Below are 17,211 nucleotides of genomic sequence, written 5' to 3' on the forward strand. Positions count from 1 at the left end.
GTCAGGGGCATTGTCAGTGGCCGGGTGCAGGATAGGGGCATGGCACGGACTGCACTCGACGGCTTCTCTCCCGCGACCCGCGGCTGGTTCACGGGGGCCTTTTCCACGCCCACCGCGGCCCAGGCCGGGGCGTGGCGGGCCATCGGTGCGGGGTCGGACGTGCTGGTGGTCGCCCCGACCGGCTCCGGCAAGACCCTGGCCGCGTTCCTCGCCGCGCTGGACCAGCTGGCGTCCGCTCCTCCGCCGGCCGATCCGAAGAAGCGCTGCCGGGTGCTGTACGTGTCGCCGCTGAAGGCTCTCGCGGTCGACGTCGAGCGGAACCTGCGCAGTCCGCTGACCGGCATCCGTCAGGAGTCGGTGCGGCTGGGGCTGCCCGAGCCGGAGGTGCGGGTGGGCATCCGCTCCGGCGACACCCCGGCCGCCGAGCGCCGTGCGCTGTCCACGCGTCCGCCGGACATCCTGATCACCACCCCCGAGTCGCTGTTCCTGATGCTGACGTCGGCCACGCGCGACGCGCTGACGGGTGTGGAGACCGTGATTCTGGACGAGGTGCACGCGGTCGCCGGCACCAAGCGCGGCGCCCATCTCGCGCTCTCCCTGGAGCGCCTGGACGAGCTGCTGCCCAAGCCGGCCCGCCGGATCGGCCTCTCGGCGACCGTGCGCCCGGTCGACGAGGTCGCGCGCTATCTCTCGCCGCGCCGCAAGGTGGAGATCGTGCAGCCGCCGTCGGGCAAGGAGTTCGACCTGTCCGTGGTCGTACCGGTCGAGGACCTGGGCGAGTTGGGCGGCTCCCCGGTGGCCGACGGGAGTGAGGGAGCGGAACGGCCGTCGATCTGGCCGCATGTTGAGGAGCGGATCGCGGACCTCGTCCAGGCCCACCGTTCCACGATCGTGTTCGCCAACTCCCGCCGCCTCGCCGAGCGCCTGTGCAACCGTCTCAACGAGATCGCGTACGAGCGGGCGACCGGCCAGACGCTGGACGAACACCACTCCCCGGCCGAGCTGATGGGCGGCTCGGGCGCGGCCCAGGGGGCGCCTGCCGTCATCGCGCGCGCCCACCACGGCTCGGTCTCCAAGGAGCAGCGGGCTCTCGTCGAGGAGGACCTCAAGGCCGGTCGGCTCCCTGCCGTGGTCGCCACCTCCAGTCTCGAACTCGGCATCGACATGGGTGCCGTGGATCTCGTCGTCCAGGTCGAGTCGCCGCCGTCCGTGGCCTCCGGCCTGCAGCGCGTGGGCCGCGCGGGCCACCAGGTGGGAGCGGTCTCGACGGGTGTGGTCTTCCCGAAGTACCGCGGTGACCTGGTCCAGTCCGCCGTCGTCACGGAACGGATGCGCAGCGGCTCCATCGAGTCGCTGAAGGTCCCCGCCAACCCCCTGGACGTCCTCGCCCAGCAGCTCGTCGCGATGACGGCGCTGGACACCTGGCAGGTCGACGACCTGCTCGCCACGGTCCGCCGGGCGGCCCCGTTCGCCTCGCTCCCGGAATCGGCCTTCACGGCCGTGCTCGACATGCTGGCGGGCCGGTATCCGTCCGACGCCTTCGCGGAGCTCAGGCCGCGCGTGGTGTGGGACCGCGTCGCCGGAACGATCACCGGGCGCCCGGGGGCACAGCGTCTGGCCGTCACCTCCGGGGGCACGATTCCCGACCGAGGGCTCTTCGGGGTCTTCCTCGCCGGCGCCGATCCCAAGAAGGGCGGTGGCCGGGTCGGCGAGCTGGACGAGGAGATGGTGTACGAGTCGCGGGTCGGGGACGTCTTCACGCTGGGCACCAGCTCCTGGCGGATCGAGGACATCACCCGTGACCGGGTGCTGGTGTCCCCCGCGCCCGGTGTCCCGGGCCGACTGCCCTTCTGGAAGGGCGACCAGCTGGGCAGGCCGCTCGAACTGGGCCGCGCGGTGGGCGCGTTCCTGCGCGAGGTGGGTTCCCTGCCGCAGGACGACGCACGGCTGAGGCTGCTGGCCGCGGGACTTGACGCCTGGGCCGCGGACAACGTCCTTTCGTACCTGGCGGAACAGCGCGAGGCCTGCGGCCACGTGCCGGACGACCGCACGATCGTGGTCGAACGGTTCCGTGACGAGCTGGGCGACTGGCGAGTCGTGGTGCACTCGCCGTTCGGCGCCCAGGTGCACGCCCCGTGGGCGCTGGCGCTGGGCGCCCGGCTCTCCGAGCGGTACGGCATGGACGCCCAGGTCATGCACGCCGACGACGGCATCGTGCTGCGCCTGCCCGACGCCGATCTGCTGGGGCTGGACCTGCTCGACCAGGAACCTCGCAAGGCGGGCACCGAATACGACTCGGAACAGGCTCCCGTCGGCGCGGCGGACGTCGCCTTCGACAAGGGCGAGGTCGATCAGATCGTCACCGACCAGGTGGGCGGTTCCGCGCTGTTCGCGTCGCGGTTCCGGGAGTGCGCCGCGCGGGCGCTGCTGCTGCCGCGCCGCAACCCCGGAAAGCGCACACCGCTGTGGCAGCAGCGGCAGCGCGCGGCCCAACTGCTCGAGGTGGCCAGTGAGTTCGGCTCGTTCCCGATCGTCCTGGAGGCGGTCCGCGAATGTCTCCAGGACGTCTTCGACGTGCCCGGGCTCGGGGAGTTGATGGGTGACATCGAGTCCCGCAAGGTGCGACTGGTCGAGGTCACCACACCGGAGCCGTCTCCGTTCGCGCGCTCCCTGCTGTTCGGGTACGTGGCCCAGTTCCTGTACGAGGGCGACTCACCGCTCGCCGAGCGGCGCGCCGCCGCGCTGTCGCTGGACTCGCGGCTGCTCGCCGAGTTGCTCGGTCAGGCGGAACTGCGCGAACTGCTCGACGCGGAGGTGCTGAGCGAGCTGGAGCGGGAGCTGCAGTGGCTCACCGAGGACCGGCGGGTGAAGGATCCCGAGGGCGTCGCGGACGTGCTCCGTCTGCTGGGCCCGCTCACCGACGCGGAGCTGGCGGAGCGCGGCGCCGAGCGGAGCTGGGTGCGGGAGCTGGCCGGGGCGCGGCGCGTGATCAGGGTCAGGGTCGCCGGGGCCGAACACTGGGCCGCGATCGAGGACGCGGGCCGACTGCGTGACGCGCTGGGCACGGCCCTGCCCGTCGGGGTGCCGGAGGCCTTCATGGAGCCGGTCAAGGACCCGCTCGGTGATCTCCTGGCGCGATACGCGCGCACCCACGGCCCGTTCACGTCGGCGACCGCGGCGGCCCGCTTCGGCCTCGGCACGGCCGTCACCGAGGGGGCGCTGCAGCGGCTGGCGGCGAGCGGCCGTGTCGTCCAGGGCGAGTTCCATCCGGCGGGCATCGGCCAGGAGTGGTGCGACGCGGCGGTGCTGCGCAGGCTGCGCCGCCGGTCCCTGGCCGCCCTGCGCGAGGAGTTGGAGCCGGTACCGCCCGCCGCGCTCGCACAGTTCCTGCCGCAGTGGCAGCACGTCGGCGGCGGGCACGGGCTGCGCGGTGTCGACGGTCTCGTCCGGGCAGTCGAGCAGTTGCAGGGGGCCTCGGTACCGGCGTCGGCGCTGGAGAAACTCGTCCTGCCGTCACGCGTGTCGAACTACACCCCGGCGATGCTGGACGAGCTGACGGCCGCCGGCGAGATCCTGTGGGCCGGGGCCGGTTCGCTGCCCGGCAAGGACGGCTGGGTTTCGCTGTATACGGCCGACTCGGCCCCGCTGCTGCTGCCGCCCCCGCACCCGCTGGAGCCGACCGCACTCCACCAGTCGGTCCTGGACGCCCTCTCCGGCGGCTACGGCCTGTTCTTCCGGCAGATCGCCGACCAAGTCCGCGCCACCACGCACCCGGACGTCACCGATCCCCAACTGGCCGACGCCGTCTGGGACCTGGCCTGGTCAGGACGGCTCACGAACGACACCCTCGCGCCCATGCGCGCGGTCCTCGGCTCGGGCCGCACCGCGGGATCCACTGCCCACCGCGCCAAGCGCACGGTGCCGCGCGGCCGGTACGGCTCGCTCACCGCAGGTGCCCGCCCGGTCTCCCGTACGGGGCCGCCCACCGTCGCCGGACGCTGGTCGCTGCTGCCCGACCGCGAACCCGACACGACCGTGCGCTCCCACGCCCTGGCCCGTACGCTGCTCGACCGGCACGGCGTGGTCACCCGGGGCGCCGTGGCGGCGGAGGGGGTCGAGGGCGGTTTCTCGGCGACGTACCGCGTCCTGTCGGCTTTCGAGGACAGCGGTCAGGCCCGCCGGGGCTATGTGGTCGAGGGGCTCGGCGCCGCACAGTTCGCGATGGACGGCGCGGTGGACCGCCTGCGCGCGGTCGCCAACGCCCGCGAGCGGGGCCAGAGTCTGCCGGGCCCGGACGTCGGCGGACCTTCGCCCGTCCCGTACGACACAGGCTTCGTGGACTTCCCGGACTTCGACGCCGATGGCACCAGTGGCGCCGACGACACCGACGACATCGACGACTCCCGCGAGGAGAACCCCCCGACCCTCTGGGAGAGCCTCGACGCCCCCGCCAGCGCCGCACAACTCGTCGACGGCCCCGCTTTCGCGCACGGAAGCCCGAGGTTCCCGGCGCCGGCCGCCCCCGGCCACCTGCCCCGCCGGGGCTCCCGGGCCCCCAACGCCCCTCAAGGCATGGTCCTGGCCGCCGCCGACCCGGCCAACGCCTACGGCGCGGCCCTGTCCTGGCCGGAGCCGCCCACCGGCGCCGGGCACAAGCCGGGTCGCAAGGCGGGCTCCCTGGTGGTGCTCGTCGACGGGGAACTGGTGCTCTACATGGAGCGGGGCGGCAAGACGCTGCTGGCCTGGCCGTCCGACCCGGACGCCCCGGCCACGGACGACCCCCGCCTGCGGACGGCGGCCGAGGCCCTGGCGGCAGCGGCACGCGCGGGTTCCCTGGGCACGGTCACCGTGGAGCGCGTCAACGGTGCCTCCGCCCTGACCTCCCCCTTCGGCACCCTCCTGGAGGCAGCGGGCTTCATCGCCACTCCCCGGGGCCTGCGGATTCGCGCGTAACGCGCGCCATCCCGGCGCGTGCCACTCTTGACCCATGCCCGAAGGAGACACCGTCTGGCAGACCGCGGGGAGGCTGCACGCCGCGCTCGCGGGCCGTGTGCTGACCCGATTCGACCTCCGGGTGCCCCGGTACGCCACCGTGGACCTCACCGGCCGCACCGTCCTCGACGTCACCCCGCGGGGCAAGCACCTCCTCACCCGGTTCGAGGGCGACCTGACGCTGCACTCGCATCTGCGCATGGACGGCTCGTGGAAGGTGTACGGGACCGGGCAGCGCTGGAGCGGCGGCCCCGGCCACCAGATCCGCGCGATCCTCGGCAACCCCGAGCGCACCGCCGTCGGCTACCGGCTCCCCGTGCTGGAGCTGCTGCGCACCACCGAGGAGCACCGCGTGGTCGGTCATCTCGGACCCGATCTGCTGGGCCCCGACTGGGATCCCGACACGGCGCTGGCCAACCTCCTGAAGGACCCCGCCCGTCCGCTCGGTGAGGCCCTCCTCGACCAGCGCAACCTCGCCGGGATCGGCAATGTCTACAAGAGCGAACTCTGCTTCCTCCTGAGGGCCACCCCGTGGCTGCCGATCGGTCAACTCCCGGCGGAGCGCGCGGAACAACTGCCCGCCCTCGCCAAGAAGCTCCTGGAAGCCAACCGCGACCGCCCGGTCCGCACCACGACGGGACGCCGCGGGCAGGACCTGTTCGTCTACGGCCGCGCACCACGCCCGTGTCTGCGCTGTCACACCTCGATCCGGGTCGGGGACCAGGGGGACGGTTCCCGCGAGCGCCCGACCTACTGGTGCCCGGCCTGCCAGTCGGGCCCCGGCCCCGACTCGGCCCACCGCACCCACCGGCGTCCTGGCAATTGACGCACCACGACAATTGACGATCCGTCAGAAACCCTCGTACGGTCCCTACATGTCCGTCAATGCGTACGACCTCACCGGACGCACGGCTTTCGTCACCGGCGCCGCGAGCGGCATCGGCCGTGCCTCCGCCGTACTGCTGGCGCAGGCGGGCGCCACCGTCCACTGCGCGGACCGCGACGCGGCGGGTCTGGACGAGACGGCCACCCTGATCAAGGACACGCCCGGCAGCGTCCGCACCCACGTGCTCGACGTGACCGACCGGGGCGCGCTGAAGGAGGCCGTGGCGAGCTGCGAACGTCTGGACGTGATGGCCGCCATCGCGGGGATCATGCACAGCAGCACGGTCCTGGAGACCCTGGACGAGGACCTCGACCGGGTGCTCGGGGTGAACTTCAAAGGAGTCCTGTACGCGTGCCAGGAGGCGGCCCGCACGATGATCGCGACGGGCACGCGCGGCAGCATCGTCACGATGGCCTCCGGGGCGGTGGACACCGGCGGACCGGGCCTGCTGTGTTACGGCGCTTCGAAGGCGGCCGTGGTCCAGCTGACGAAGACACTGGCGACCGAGGTGGGGGCGCACGGCATCCGGGTGAACGCGGTGGCGCCCGGATGGATCCGCACACCCATGACGGGCCAACACGGCGAGGCACAGGCACGGACAGAGGCGTTCATGGCCCGGATGTCACCGCTGGGCCGGGTCGGCGAGCCGGAGGACATCGCCCACGCGGTACTGCATCTGGCCTCCGACGCGTCGTCGTTCACCACGGGCCAGATCCTCCGTCCGAACGGTGGCGTAACGATGCCCTGGTGACCCACCCCTGCCGCTCCCCTGCCGCTCCCCTGCGGCCTCCCGCCGCTCCCAGCGCCCCGCGCGCGCCCAGCAGCTCCGGCCAGGCCTCCTTGCGCCACGCTCACGGGCCCAAAAGCTCGCGGGCCCACAGCTCACGGGCCGATAAGCTCAAGCTCATGGGCTCAGAACCCGGCCCTCACTCACCGACCACAACCACAGAACCGGTTCAGCGAGAACGGGACCCCTCGCTTCCAGGCTCGATCTGCGGCCTCGGCGGCTCCGGTGGCCGGTCCGAACCCGCCCGAACCTCCACACCTGCGTGGCCCTCCGCAACCACCCGGTCCGCCACGCCCGACGCACCTCCGTGCCAGGCCCGTACCCACCGGTCAACCCCCACGGCTCCCGGGGCCCGCGTCTTTGGCGCGCAGTGCACGGGGACCAGACTCAACCCCCACCCGCCGACGGCGACGGCTCCCTCGAGCGCGCCGGCGTCCGGCGACAGCACCAGCCGCGCAACGCTCCACCACCACAGCGCGCCGAGCCCCAGGAGCGCCCCCAGGACCGCTATCCGCCCCGCAAGTCCTGCGAGCCCTGCCAGTCCCGTCACGCGCATCACCCCCCGCGCGACGCCGGGCCGACCGCTCCCGGCCGGGACAGGGCGCGCAAGGTCTCGGACCACGAGACCGGCCGCCGTCAGCCGTTCTCCGCCTGGAACATCCAGTGGTGCTTCTCGAGATCCGCCGTGAGGCTGATGAAGATGTCCTGGCTCACGGGATCGGCCTCCCCGGTCACGGTCACCCGCTCACGCATCCGCGTGATGATCGAGCCGAGTGCCTCGACCAGCACTGCCACCGCGTCCGAGTCGTTGACCCAGCCCTCGGGAATCTTGCCGAGCCCGGAGTGGTCGGCCACCGTCGAAGCCCGGCCGTCGGGGGAGACACCGAGTGTGGCGGCGCGCTCGGCCACGGTGTCGGAGTACTGCCGTGCGGTGTCGACGACCTCGTCCAGCTGCAGGTGCACGGACCTGAAGCGCGGTCCGACAACGTTCCAGTGGATCTGCTTTGCCACCAGGGAGAGGTCCACCAGGTCGATCAGGGCACCCTGCAGCGCCTCGGACACGGCCTTCAGATCCTTCTCGGGGAGCGGGCTCTTCACGATGTACATCAGGATCCTCCGATTCCTTCGTCCGACCCTTCTCACCATCGCACAAAGCGACGAAAAGGGATCATTAGCAGGCGTACGGGACGAACTGTGACTCCCCTGGCTTCCGGGGGTTCCAGGCTTCCAGCCCAGGACCTCAGGCTCCCGGGCTCCCGACGTCCCGGGCTCCCCAGGTTTCGCCGGCTTTCGGGGACGGCCCGCACGATCCCACAGAAAGCCAAGTGCCCGACCGCAACGAGCGAAAACGCCGACCGCGGTGAGGCAGCACACACGCTTCGGGCAGCCGAAAGCCCCGGCCGCGCTCCCGGGTCTCCCCGGAGAGCCCGGCCGGGGCTCTCGTCGGTGTTCTGTTCCTGTGGTCGCGCGCATTGCACGCGCGCACGGGCGTCAGGCGGCGACTACGTCCACTGCCTCCGCAGGCGCCTTGATCGTCACCCGTTCCGGTGGCACACCGGTCACCGAAACGGAATTGAGTACCGGGCGGCGCACTGGCGCGGGCACCGGCTCGGTGGCCGCTGCCGACTGGGCCAGCTCGGCGAGGGCGAGCTCGTCGCTCACTTCCCGCATGAGTTCGGACATCCGTACGTCCAGCGCGTCGCAGATCGCGGAGAGCAGTTCGGAGGAAGCCTCCTTCTGCCCCCGCTCCACCTCGGAGAGATAGCCGAGTGAAACTCGGGCGGACGAGGAGACTTCGCGCAGAGTACGGCCCTGGCGCTGGCGCTGCCGACGCAGCACGTCACCCAGCAGGCGACGGAGCAGAATCATCGGTGGCTCCCTCCTCGGACCGCGTAGCCGCATCCTTCACGCCCCACCGTACCGCCTTGCGCCGCGGCCGTGCGGGGAGCGATGTCGTGTTCACTCAGGGCTGCAAACATCAATTCCCCCCGTTCTGTTCCGTATCCTGTGCCCCCCGGTTCCCAGCCTGTTCGCCGGAGAGCTCTTCCAGAAGCAGTGCGAGTACGCTGCGTACACTCTCCATACGGATTTCCGCACGGTCGCCGTTCAACCGCAACGCCGCCACTTTCCCGCCACCGAAGCCCTTTTCACCCGGCTCGGACGGCCCGTCCACGGCCACGAAGACCGTGCCGACCGGTTGTCCGTCCTGGGGTTCGGGGCCTGCCACACCGGTCGTCGCCAGCCCCCAGTCGGTGCCGAGGAACATCCGCACACCGGCTGCCATCTGGGCCGCCACCTGCGGGTTCACCGCTCCCTGGGCGGCCAGCAGCGCGGCGTCGACCCCCAGTACCTGATGCTTCAGCTCGGTGGCGTAGGCGGTCACCGAACCCCGGAAGGTCTTGGAGGCCCCGGGTACCGCTGTGATCTCCGCCGCAACCAGTCCACCGGTCAGGGATTCGGCGACGGCGAGCGTCTCACCCTTGACGGTGAGTAGTCGCACGACGTCGGCGGCGGGAGAACTCACCGTTCCGCCCCTTGCAACGCTGCCTGGCGCTCGGCGATTCCCCGCCTGCGCAACACAATGGCCTGTCTCACATAGTCGAGACCTGTGACGACGGTCAAGACGATCGCCACGGCCATCACCCAGAACCTCAGGGTGGCCAGTGGCCCCGTCAGCGCCAGGACGTACATGCCGACGGCGATTCCCTGGGTCAGGGTCTTCAGCTTGCCGCCGCGGCTCGCCGGGATGACGCCGTAGCGGATCACCACGAAGCGGAGCAGGGTGATGCCTAGTTCCCGCCCGAGGATGATCCCGGTCACCCACCACGGCAGATCACCGAGCGCGGACAGACAGATCAGCGCGGCGCCCATGATCGCCTTGTCGGCGATGGGATCGGCGATCTTCCCGAAGTCGGTGACAAGGTTGTACGTCCGGGCCAGGTGTCCGTCGAAGAGGTCGGTGATCATGGCGATGGCGAAGGCCGCCCAGGCGAGCGAGCGCCAAGCCGGGTCATAGCCGCCGTCGGTCAGCATCAGCGCGACGAACCCCGGGACGAGGAGGAGGCGCAGCATGGTCAGAAGGTTGGCGACGTTCCACACGCTGGCCTGGTTGACCGCGGCGCCCAGCTTTCCGCCGCGCACCGGCCTGCCCTCGGAGTCCGCGCCGGCGGTGTCCGCGTTCCCGGAGGCACCGGCACCCTCAGCGTTCCCTGCGCCGTGCACCTCTCCAGCCCCGGCCCCACCGGCGGAGGCCGCCTCTGCGGAGGAAACAGGCTCAGTAGCAGGTACAGCCCCTGTGGCAGGTACAGCCCCAGTGGCGCCAGGTCCTTTGGCAGGACCAGGCCCCTTGGCTGGAGCCGCTCCGGCGGCAGGAGCCGCCCCATCGGCAGGAACGGGCCCTCCACCCGGAATCGACCCCTCGGCGGAGAGTTTCCCACCGACGGGAAGCGACTCCCCCGCAGGCACCGAGCCCCCGACCGGACCCGACCCTCCCGCAGGCACCGAGCCCCCGACCGGACCCGACCCTGCGGCGGGCACCGCGCTGGGGCCCGAAGCCGGTTCCGCACCGCTCACCGAGGCCACACCGTTCCCTTTGGCCGCAGCGGTCACGCCCTTCCTCGCCGAAGCCCCGACGGCCGTCGCGCCCTTGGCGTCGTGGGCCCCGGCAGGGCCCGCCGAGCCCGCCGCGCCCGAGCCGCCTGCCGCGGATGCCGGGACTCCGGTCATCTGGCCGCCTCCTCAGTACACGCGAGCGAGCTCTGGAGCGGCTCGGCCACCAGGTCGACGCCCTCGGTGCCGACCACCTTCGCCTCGACCATACGGCCGACGCTCAGGCCCGTCTCCTCCGTGAACAGCACCTGGCCGTCCGTCTCCGGCGCCTGGTGCGCCGCACGGCCGACGACGCCGTCCTCGTCGACGGACTCGACCAGGACGTGCACCGTCTCGCCCAGGCGCTCCTCGGCCCGCTGCGAGACCAGTTCCTCCGCGAGCCGTGAGACATGGGCCAGCCGCTCGGCGACCACGTCCTCGTCCAGCTTGTTCTCGTACGTCGCCGCCTCGGTGCCTTCCTCGTCGCTGTACCCGAAGACACCGATCGCATCCAGTCGCGCACCCGTCAGGAACCGCTCCAGCTCCGCCAGGTCGGCCTCCGTCTCACCGGGGAAGCCCACGATGAAGTTGGAGCGCACACCGGCCTGCGGGGCCTTGGAGCGGATGGTGTCGAGCAGTTCGAGAAAGCGGTCGGTGTCGCCGAAGCGACGCATCGAGCGCAGCACGTCCGGGGCGGAGTGCTGGAACGACAGGTCGAAGTAGGGCGCGATCTTCGGGGTCGAGGTCAGCACGTCGATGAGCCCCGGCCGCATCTCGGCGGGCTGCAGATAGCTGACGCGGACGCGCTCGATACCGTCCACCCCGGCCAGTTCGGGCAGCAGGGTCTCCAGGAGACGGATGTCGCCGAGGTCCTTGCCGTAGGAGGTGTTGTTCTCGGAGACCAGCATGATCTCCTTGACGCCCTGCTCGGCCAGCCAGCGCGTCTCACCCAGGACGTCGCTGGGCCGCCGCGAGATGAAGGAGCCCCGGAAGGACGGGATGGCGCAGAACGAGCAGCGCCGGTCGCAGCCGGAGGCGAGCTTGACGGAGGCCACCGGTGAGGAGCCCAGCCGACGGCGCAGCGGTGCGCGCGGGCCGGAGGCCGGGGCGATCCCATCGGGCAGATCGGCGGGCGTCGCGGTAGCCGAGCCGTCAGCCGCGCCCGGGCCGGCAGCAGCGTCGGAGCCGGCAGTGGCGTCGACCAAGGCGTGGCCGGGAAGAGCCACGCCGGCTCCCGCCCGCTGCCGCTCGGCCGGGCTGATCGGCAGCAGCTTGCGCCGGTCGCGCGGGGTGTGCGAGGCGTGGATGCCGCCGCTGAGGATGGTCTGGAGGCGGTCGGAGATGTCCGCGTAGTCATCGAAGCCGAGCACGCCGTCGGCTTCGGGCAGAGCCTCCGCCAGCTCCTTGCCGTAGCGCTCGGCCATGCAGCCCACCGCCACGACGGCCTGGGTTCTGCCGTGGCCCTTGAGGTCATTGGCCTCCAGGAGCGCGTCGACCGAGTCCTTCTTGGCGGCCTCGACGAAGCCGCACGTGTTGACCACGGCGACATCGGCGTCCTCGGCGTCCTCGACGAGCTCCCAGCCGTCCGCCTCCAAACGGCCTGCGAGCTCCTCCGAGTCCACCTCGTTGCGGGCGCAGCCAAGAGTGACGAGTGCGACGGTACGGCGTTCAGGCATGGGCTCAAGACTACTTCGTCCCGCTGACAGCCCACGTCGTCAGGGTTGCCCGGTACTGGGAGCGGAACGCGGCGCTTCACCTGGCCGCACACGCGTACGACCTCGAAATGTGCATAACGCACGTACATAGGCCGCACGCCCGGAGCTACTGGGCGGCTGCGACCAAGAACACGTCCCGCGTACGACACACACGAAAGCGCGCGTGCCGCCCGGAAGGGGGGCACGCGCGCGTGAGGGTGTGGGCCTGAGCGCCGTCAGCCGACCTCGGGGTCGCCCTTGGTGTAGCTGAGCCGCTCGACCTGTCCGGGCTGGAACTCGTCCTCGATCTTCTTGCCGTTGACGTACAGCTGGATCGCGCCGGCGTTGCCGAGCACCAGGTCGATCTGTTCCTTGTCCTGGAAGGTCTTCGAGTCGCCCTGGTTCAGGGTGCCGTCGAACAGGCTCCGTCCGTTGTGGTCCTTCGCCGAGATCCAGCTGCGGCCGTCGGCGGCGCTCACCTGGACCGTGACCTTGTCCCCGGGGGCCGCCGCGATGGCGCTGTCCGAGACTTCCGGCTTGGGGTCCTCACTCTTCGACGGGCTCGACTTGGGGGTCGCCGACTTGCCGACGGAGGGCTTGGATCCTTCGGCGACCTGGGTCGTGGAGCGCTTACCGCTGTCGTCTCCGTTGAAGAGCGTGAACCCGACGAAGCCGACCACGACCACGATCGCCGCCACCATGGCCGCGGTCCAGTTGGGCCCCCGGCGCTCCGGACGTATCCGCTCCGCCTCGAACAGCGGTGCTGCCGGGGTGGGAGCGGGCCGTCCGCCGTGCTCCTCGGCGAACTGCTCCAGGAGCGAAGCGGGATCGAGGTGCACGGCGCGGGCCAGGGTGCGGATGTGGCCGCGCGCGTAGACGTCACCGCCGCACGCCGCGAAGTTGTCCTGCTCGATCGCCTGCACGATGGCGATCCGGACCCGGGTGGCGGTACTGACGTCGTCGACGGTCAGCCCGGCCGCGATCCGCGCCTCGCGCAGCGCACGGCCGATCGAGGGACGATCACCCTCAGGTACGTCTTCGAACGGACGCTCGTCTTCAGGGGAGTTGCCGTCTGGGGAGTTGCCGATGGACACGGGGGCGCCTTTCGAGCGTGTAGCCACCTGTGCTGGAAGTTCAGTCTAGGGGGGGTACGAAAGGGTGGGGCAACCGGGCGGTACTACTTTGTACGCCATCAGAATGGCCCGTCATCCTGATGTTGGGACATGTACTTGTCCCTTCCCTCAACTTGACGTTGGACGCAGGGGAACGGTTGCTCACAGTTCCCTTACGGGTGAGTCACGTTCGGCCGGACGGGCGATCCGTACGAAGATCGAACGGACATCGTACGAAGATCGGCCCACCGCTTTCTAGGGTTGATCCTCCCCGCGGATCACCGCGAGCACTCCATCCAGATCATCGGCTTTCACAAGAACGTCACGAGCCTTGGAACCCTCACTGGGTCCGACGATGCCGCGGGACTCCATGAGGTCCATCAGCCGCCCGGCCTTGGCGAACCCGACGCGCAGCTTCCGCTGGAGCATCGAGGTGGACCCGAACTGGGTGGTGACGACCAGTTCGGCGGCCTGGCAGAGCAGGTCGAGGTCGTCGCCGATCTCCTCGTCGATCTCCTTGTTCTGCTTGCTGCCCACGACGACGTCGTCCCGGAAGACCGGCGCCATCTGGTCCTTGCAGTGCTGGACGACCGCCGCGATCTCTTCCTCGGTGACGAAGGCGCCCTGCATACGGGTGGGTTTGTTGGCGCCCATCGGCAGGAAGAGCCCGTCGCCCTTGCCGATCAGCTTCTCGGCACCGGGCTGGTCGAGGATGACCCGGCTGTCGGCGAGGGAGGAGGTGGCGAAGGCCAGCCGGGAGGGCACGTTCGCCTTGATGAGTCCGGTGACGACGTCGACGGAGGGCCGCTGGGTGGCCAGGACGAGATGGATGCCGGCCGCGCGCGCGAGCTGGGTGATCCGAACGATCGCGTCCTCGACGTCCCGGGGCGCGACCATCATCAGGTCCGCCAACTCGTCCACGATGACGAGCAGGTACGGATAGGGCTGCAGCTCGCGCTCGCTGCCCTCCGGCAGCTTCACCTTGCCGTTCCTGACGGCCTCGTTGAAGTCGTCGATGTGCCGGTAGCCGAAGGCGGCGAGGTCGTCGTAGCGCAGGTCCATCTCGCGGACGACCCACTGCAGCGCTTCGGCGGCCCGCTTGGGGTTGGTGATGATCGGTGTGATCAGGTGCGGGATGCCCTCGTAGGCGGTCAGTTCGACCCGCTTGGGGTCGACGAGGACCATGCGGACGTCCTCGGGGGTCGCCCGCATCATGACCGACGTGATCAGGCAGTTGACGCACGATGACTTGCCGGAGCCGGTGGCGCCCGCGACCAGCATGTGCGGCATCTTGGCGAGGCTGTGCATGACGTAGCCGCCCTCGACGTCCTTGCCGAACGCGACCAGCATCGGGTCGTCGTCCTCGGCGGACTCCGCCAGGCGCAGCACGTCTCCCAGGTTGACCATCTCGCGGTCGGTGTTGGGGATCTCGATGCCGACCGCGGACTTGCCGGGGATCGGGCTGATGATCCGGACGTCCGGGCTGGCCACGGCGTACGCGATGTTCTTGGTGAGCGCGGTGATCCGCTCGACCTTCACGGCGGGGCCGAGTTCGACCTCGTAGCGGGTGACCGTCGGGCCGCGGGTGAAGCCGGTGACGCGGGCGTCGACCTTGAACTCGGTGAAGACGGTGGTGAGCGCGTCGACGATGGCGTCGTTGGCGGCACTGCGCGCCTTGCCGGGGCCGCCGCGCTCGAGGAGGTCCAGCGACGGCAGCGCATAGGTGATGTCGCCGGAGAGCTGGAGCTGCTCGGCACGCGGCGGGAGGTCGCGGGGCTCCCTCCGCGCGGACTTGGTCAGGTCGGGCACACCGACGGTCTCGACGGGCGCCTCGACGCCGTTCTCGGCCGCTCTTCCGGATTCCTCACCGGCGGCGTTCTCCGCGGCCTTCGCGGCACTGCGGGCGGAGTCCTCGTCGGCCTTCCGCGAGCCCTTGCCGCGCGCCTTCGGTACCGGAGTGGTCTCCTCGCGGTCGCCGACCCGGACGCCCTGCGTCAGATCGGCGACCAGTGGCGACGGCGGCATGCCGTTCATGACGGCACCGTCCAGCGCGGCGGCGGCCGCGGCCGCAACGTCGACGGCGTCCATCGGCCGGCCCGGCTGCGGTGGCTGCGCGGTGGCGGGCCGGCGGCGGCGCTTGGAGAGGGCCTCCTGTTCGGCGCTGTCCGGGTCGTAGGAGTCGGGCGCACGTCCGCGCCTGCGGGAGCGCGCGGGCAGCGCGTCACGCCACTGGTCGTCGTAGCGCTCGTCGTCGTCGCTGCCGGTGTCGGTCTGCTCCTCCGGCTCCGGCTGGATGATGCCCAGCTTGACGCAGGCCAGCCGCAGTCGCTGCGGGATGGCGTTGACGGGCGTGGCCGTGACGACGAGCAGCCCGAAGAGGGTGAGCAGGACCAGGAGGGGTACCGCCAGCACCGCGCCCATGGTGAACGTCAGGGGGGTCGCCGCTCCCCAGCCGATGAGCCCGCCGGCGTCCCTGATCGCCTGCATACCGTCGCTGCGCGCGGGGGCGCCGCAGGCGATGTGCACCTGGCCCAGCACACCGACGACGAGGGCCGACAGACCGATGACGATGCGGCCGTTGGCCTCGGGCTGCTCGGGGTGGCGCATGATGCGGACGGCGATGGCCGCGAGCAGGAGCGGGACGAGCAGGTCGAGTCGGCCGAACGCCCCGGTGACCAGCATCTCGACGAGGTCACCCACGGGGCCGCGGAGGTTGGACCAGGTACCTGCGGCGACGATCAGGGCGAGGGCCAGCAGGAGCAGGGCGAGGCCGTCCTTTCGGTGGGCGGGGTCGAGTCCCTTGGCACCCCGGCCTATGCCGCGGAAGACCGCACCGACGGCATGGGCCGTTCCCAGCCACAGCGCGCGTACGAGTCTGTAGATGCCGCCGGTGGGACTGGGGGCCGGTTTGGGCGCGGGCTTCTTCGCCGCGGCCTTCTTGGCGGGCGCCTTCTTGGCGGCCGTCTTCTTGGCCGGGGCCTTCTTCGCGGGGGGCTTTTTGGCAGCGGCCTTCTTCGCCGGGGCTGCCGCCTTCTTCGCGGGTGCCTTCTTGGCGGCGGACTGACGTGAGGCCATGGGTGTGAGGTTACCGGGGGAGACGACAGGGGACACGTGTGCCCACCGCTTCACCCGTTCGTGTCGCTCGCGCGCGGGCACGGAATTGACGCTTCCATTTCGGGCGCGCGCCAACCGCTCCATTTCGGGCACGTACCAACCGTGACAACTGCGCATCCGAACGGAGCGACTTCACGCCCGTACACGGCAACTCGACGGCGCGCCCACCGCCGTCCGAACGTGCGAGGCCGGACGGCCGTCCTCAGTTCTGCGAAGGCAGCGAGGGCGCGCTTCCCGTCCCCGGCTCCAGAGCGTCCAGCGCCCTGCGCAAACCCGTGAGTTTGCGTTCGAGATGGGCCGCGGTGGCCACCGCGGCGGCATCCGCGGAGTCGTCGTCGAGCTGCTTGGACAGGGCCTCGGCCTGCTCCTCGACGGCGGCGAGCCGCGCGGAGAGTTCGGCGAGCAGTCCCGCCGGTTCCTTGGCCCCGCCGACCGCCGTCTTCCCGCCGCCCTCCAGCTGGAGCCGCAACAGAGCGGCCTGCTCGCGGAGTTGGCAGTTCTTCATGTAGAGCTCGACGAAGACGGAGACCTTGGCGCGCAGCACCCAGGGGTCGAACGGCTTGGAGATGTAGTCCACCGCGCCCGCCGCGTAGCCGCGGAAGGTGTGGTGCGGGCCGTGGTTGATCGCGGTGAGGAAGATGATCGGGATGTCCCGGGTCCGCTCGCGCCGCTTGATGTGCGCCGCGGTCTCGAATCCGTCCATTCCCGGCATCTGAACGTCCAGCAGAATGACCGCGAAATCATCCGTGAGCAGTGCTTTGAGCGCTTCCTCCCCGGACGATGCCCGAACCAGCGTCTGATCGAGCGCAGAGAGGATGGCCTCCAGCGCCAGCAGATTCTCCGGCCGGTCATCGACCAGGAGGATCTTGGCCTTCTGCACCATGGCCCGTCCTCCTCGCCCCGGCAGTGCACCGGGCGCCGCCCCAGGGGACGACTCCCTTGCGCCGCCCGTCCTTGTGCCGGTCATGGTAGCCGCACCCCGCCTGTCGACACACCCTGTCACCGCGATGTCACTGTGCACGTAGCAGAAACGCAAGC

11 protein-coding genes are annotated in these 17,211 nt (G+C 70.9%); 3 read left to right on the forward strand and 8 right to left on the reverse strand.

What is annotated here, in order from left to right; all coding sequences use genetic code 11:
- Positions 1-39: 39 nt before the first annotated feature.
- The 3 genes from EF387_RS03455 to EF387_RS03465 are packed head-to-tail and all read left to right on the forward strand — an operon-like array spanning position 40 to position 6,629.
- Positions 40-4,953: an ATP-dependent helicase gene (locus EF387_RS03455; protein ID WP_128374961.1), complete on the forward strand. Its 4,914-nt coding sequence runs from the start codon at positions 40-42 to the stop codon at positions 4,951-4,953.
- Between the two features lie 34 nt (positions 4,954-4,987).
- Complete coding sequence (locus EF387_RS03460; RefSeq protein ID WP_128374962.1) at positions 4,988-5,818, forward strand: Fpg/Nei family DNA glycosylase; 831 nt, start codon at positions 4,988-4,990, stop codon at positions 5,816-5,818.
- Positions 5,819-5,867: 49 nt separating this feature from the next.
- The gene (locus EF387_RS03465; protein ID WP_128374963.1) at positions 5,868-6,629 is read left to right on the forward strand and encodes an SDR family NAD(P)-dependent oxidoreductase; all 762 of its coding nucleotides are present in this window, start codon (positions 5,868-5,870) and stop codon (positions 6,627-6,629) included.
- 672 nt (positions 6,630-7,301) lie between these two features.
- Here EF387_RS03465 and EF387_RS03475 read toward each other — a convergent pair.
- The 8 genes from EF387_RS03475 to EF387_RS03515 form a co-directional block, all read right to left on the reverse strand.
- Positions 7,302-7,772, reverse strand: coding sequence for a Dps family protein (locus tag EF387_RS03475; RefSeq protein ID WP_128374965.1), 471 nt, complete (start codon positions 7,770-7,772; stop codon positions 7,302-7,304).
- A 384-nt stretch (positions 7,773-8,156) separates the two neighbouring features.
- The gene (locus EF387_RS03480) at positions 8,157-8,534 is read right to left on the reverse strand and encodes a helix-turn-helix domain-containing protein (protein WP_128374966.1); all 378 of its coding nucleotides are present in this window, start codon (positions 8,532-8,534) and stop codon (positions 8,157-8,159) included.
- A 109-nt stretch (positions 8,535-8,643) separates the two neighbouring features.
- Complete coding sequence (locus EF387_RS03485; protein WP_128374967.1) at positions 8,644-9,189, reverse strand: CinA family protein; 546 nt, start codon at positions 9,187-9,189, stop codon at positions 8,644-8,646.
- Positions 9,186-9,887, reverse strand: coding sequence for a CDP-diacylglycerol--glycerol-3-phosphate 3-phosphatidyltransferase (gene pgsA, locus EF387_RS03490; RefSeq protein WP_128374996.1), 702 nt, complete (start codon positions 9,885-9,887; stop codon positions 9,186-9,188). Before pgsA ends, EF387_RS03485 begins: the two co-directional genes overlap by 4 nt.
- Before the next feature lie 500 nt (positions 9,888-10,387).
- Positions 10,388-11,929, reverse strand: a complete 1,542-nt coding sequence (gene rimO / locus EF387_RS03500) for a 30S ribosomal protein S12 methylthiotransferase RimO (RefSeq protein ID WP_128374968.1) — start codon at positions 11,927-11,929, stop codon at positions 10,388-10,390.
- A gap of 254 nt (positions 11,930-12,183) precedes the next feature.
- Positions 12,184-13,041: a helix-turn-helix domain-containing protein gene (locus EF387_RS03505; RefSeq protein WP_128374969.1), complete on the reverse strand. Its 858-nt coding sequence runs from the start codon at positions 13,039-13,041 to the stop codon at positions 12,184-12,186.
- A gap of 273 nt (positions 13,042-13,314) precedes the next feature.
- Positions 13,315-16,134, reverse strand: a complete 2,820-nt coding sequence (locus tag EF387_RS03510) for a DNA translocase FtsK (RefSeq protein ID WP_238431315.1) — start codon at positions 16,132-16,134, stop codon at positions 13,315-13,317.
- Positions 16,135-16,375: 241 nt separating this feature from the next.
- On the reverse strand, positions 16,376-17,056 hold the full coding sequence (locus EF387_RS03515) for a response regulator (RefSeq protein ID WP_128374971.1): 681 nt from the start codon (positions 17,054-17,056) through the stop codon (positions 16,376-16,378).
- Positions 17,057-17,211 lie beyond the last annotated feature (155 nt).

It is taken from the genome of Streptomyces cavernae, assembly GCF_004023625.1.
GTDB lineage: Bacteria > Actinomycetota > Actinomycetes > Streptomycetales > Streptomycetaceae > Streptomyces > Streptomyces cavernae.

What these genes read in the sequence shown, in the direction of transcription:
- EF387_RS03510 (WP_238431315.1), bottom strand. Translation starts at nt 16,134, where the DNA reads ATGGCCTCACGTCAGTCCGCCGCCAAGAAGGCACCCGCGAAGAAGGCG.
- EF387_RS03515 (WP_128374971.1), bottom strand. Translation starts at nt 17,056, where the DNA reads ATGGTGCAGAAGGCCAAGATCCTCCTGGTCGATGACCGGCCGGAGAAT.
- EF387_RS03465 (WP_128374963.1), top strand. Translation starts at nt 5,868, where the DNA reads ATGTCCGTCAATGCGTACGACCTCACCGGACGCACGGCTTTCGTCACC.
- rimO (WP_128374968.1), bottom strand. Translation starts at nt 11,929, where the DNA reads ATGCCTGAACGCCGTACCGTCGCACTCGTCACTCTTGGCTGCGCCCGC.
- EF387_RS03480 (WP_128374966.1), bottom strand. Translation starts at nt 8,534, where the DNA reads ATGATTCTGCTCCGTCGCCTGCTGGGTGACGTGCTGCGTCGGCAGCGC.
- EF387_RS03455 (WP_128374961.1), top strand. Translation starts at nt 40, where the DNA reads ATGGCACGGACTGCACTCGACGGCTTCTCTCCCGCGACCCGCGGCTGG.
- EF387_RS03460 (WP_128374962.1), top strand. Translation starts at nt 4,988, where the DNA reads ATGCCCGAAGGAGACACCGTCTGGCAGACCGCGGGGAGGCTGCACGCC.
- EF387_RS03475 (WP_128374965.1), bottom strand. Translation starts at nt 7,772, where the DNA reads ATGTACATCGTGAAGAGCCCGCTCCCCGAGAAGGATCTGAAGGCCGTG.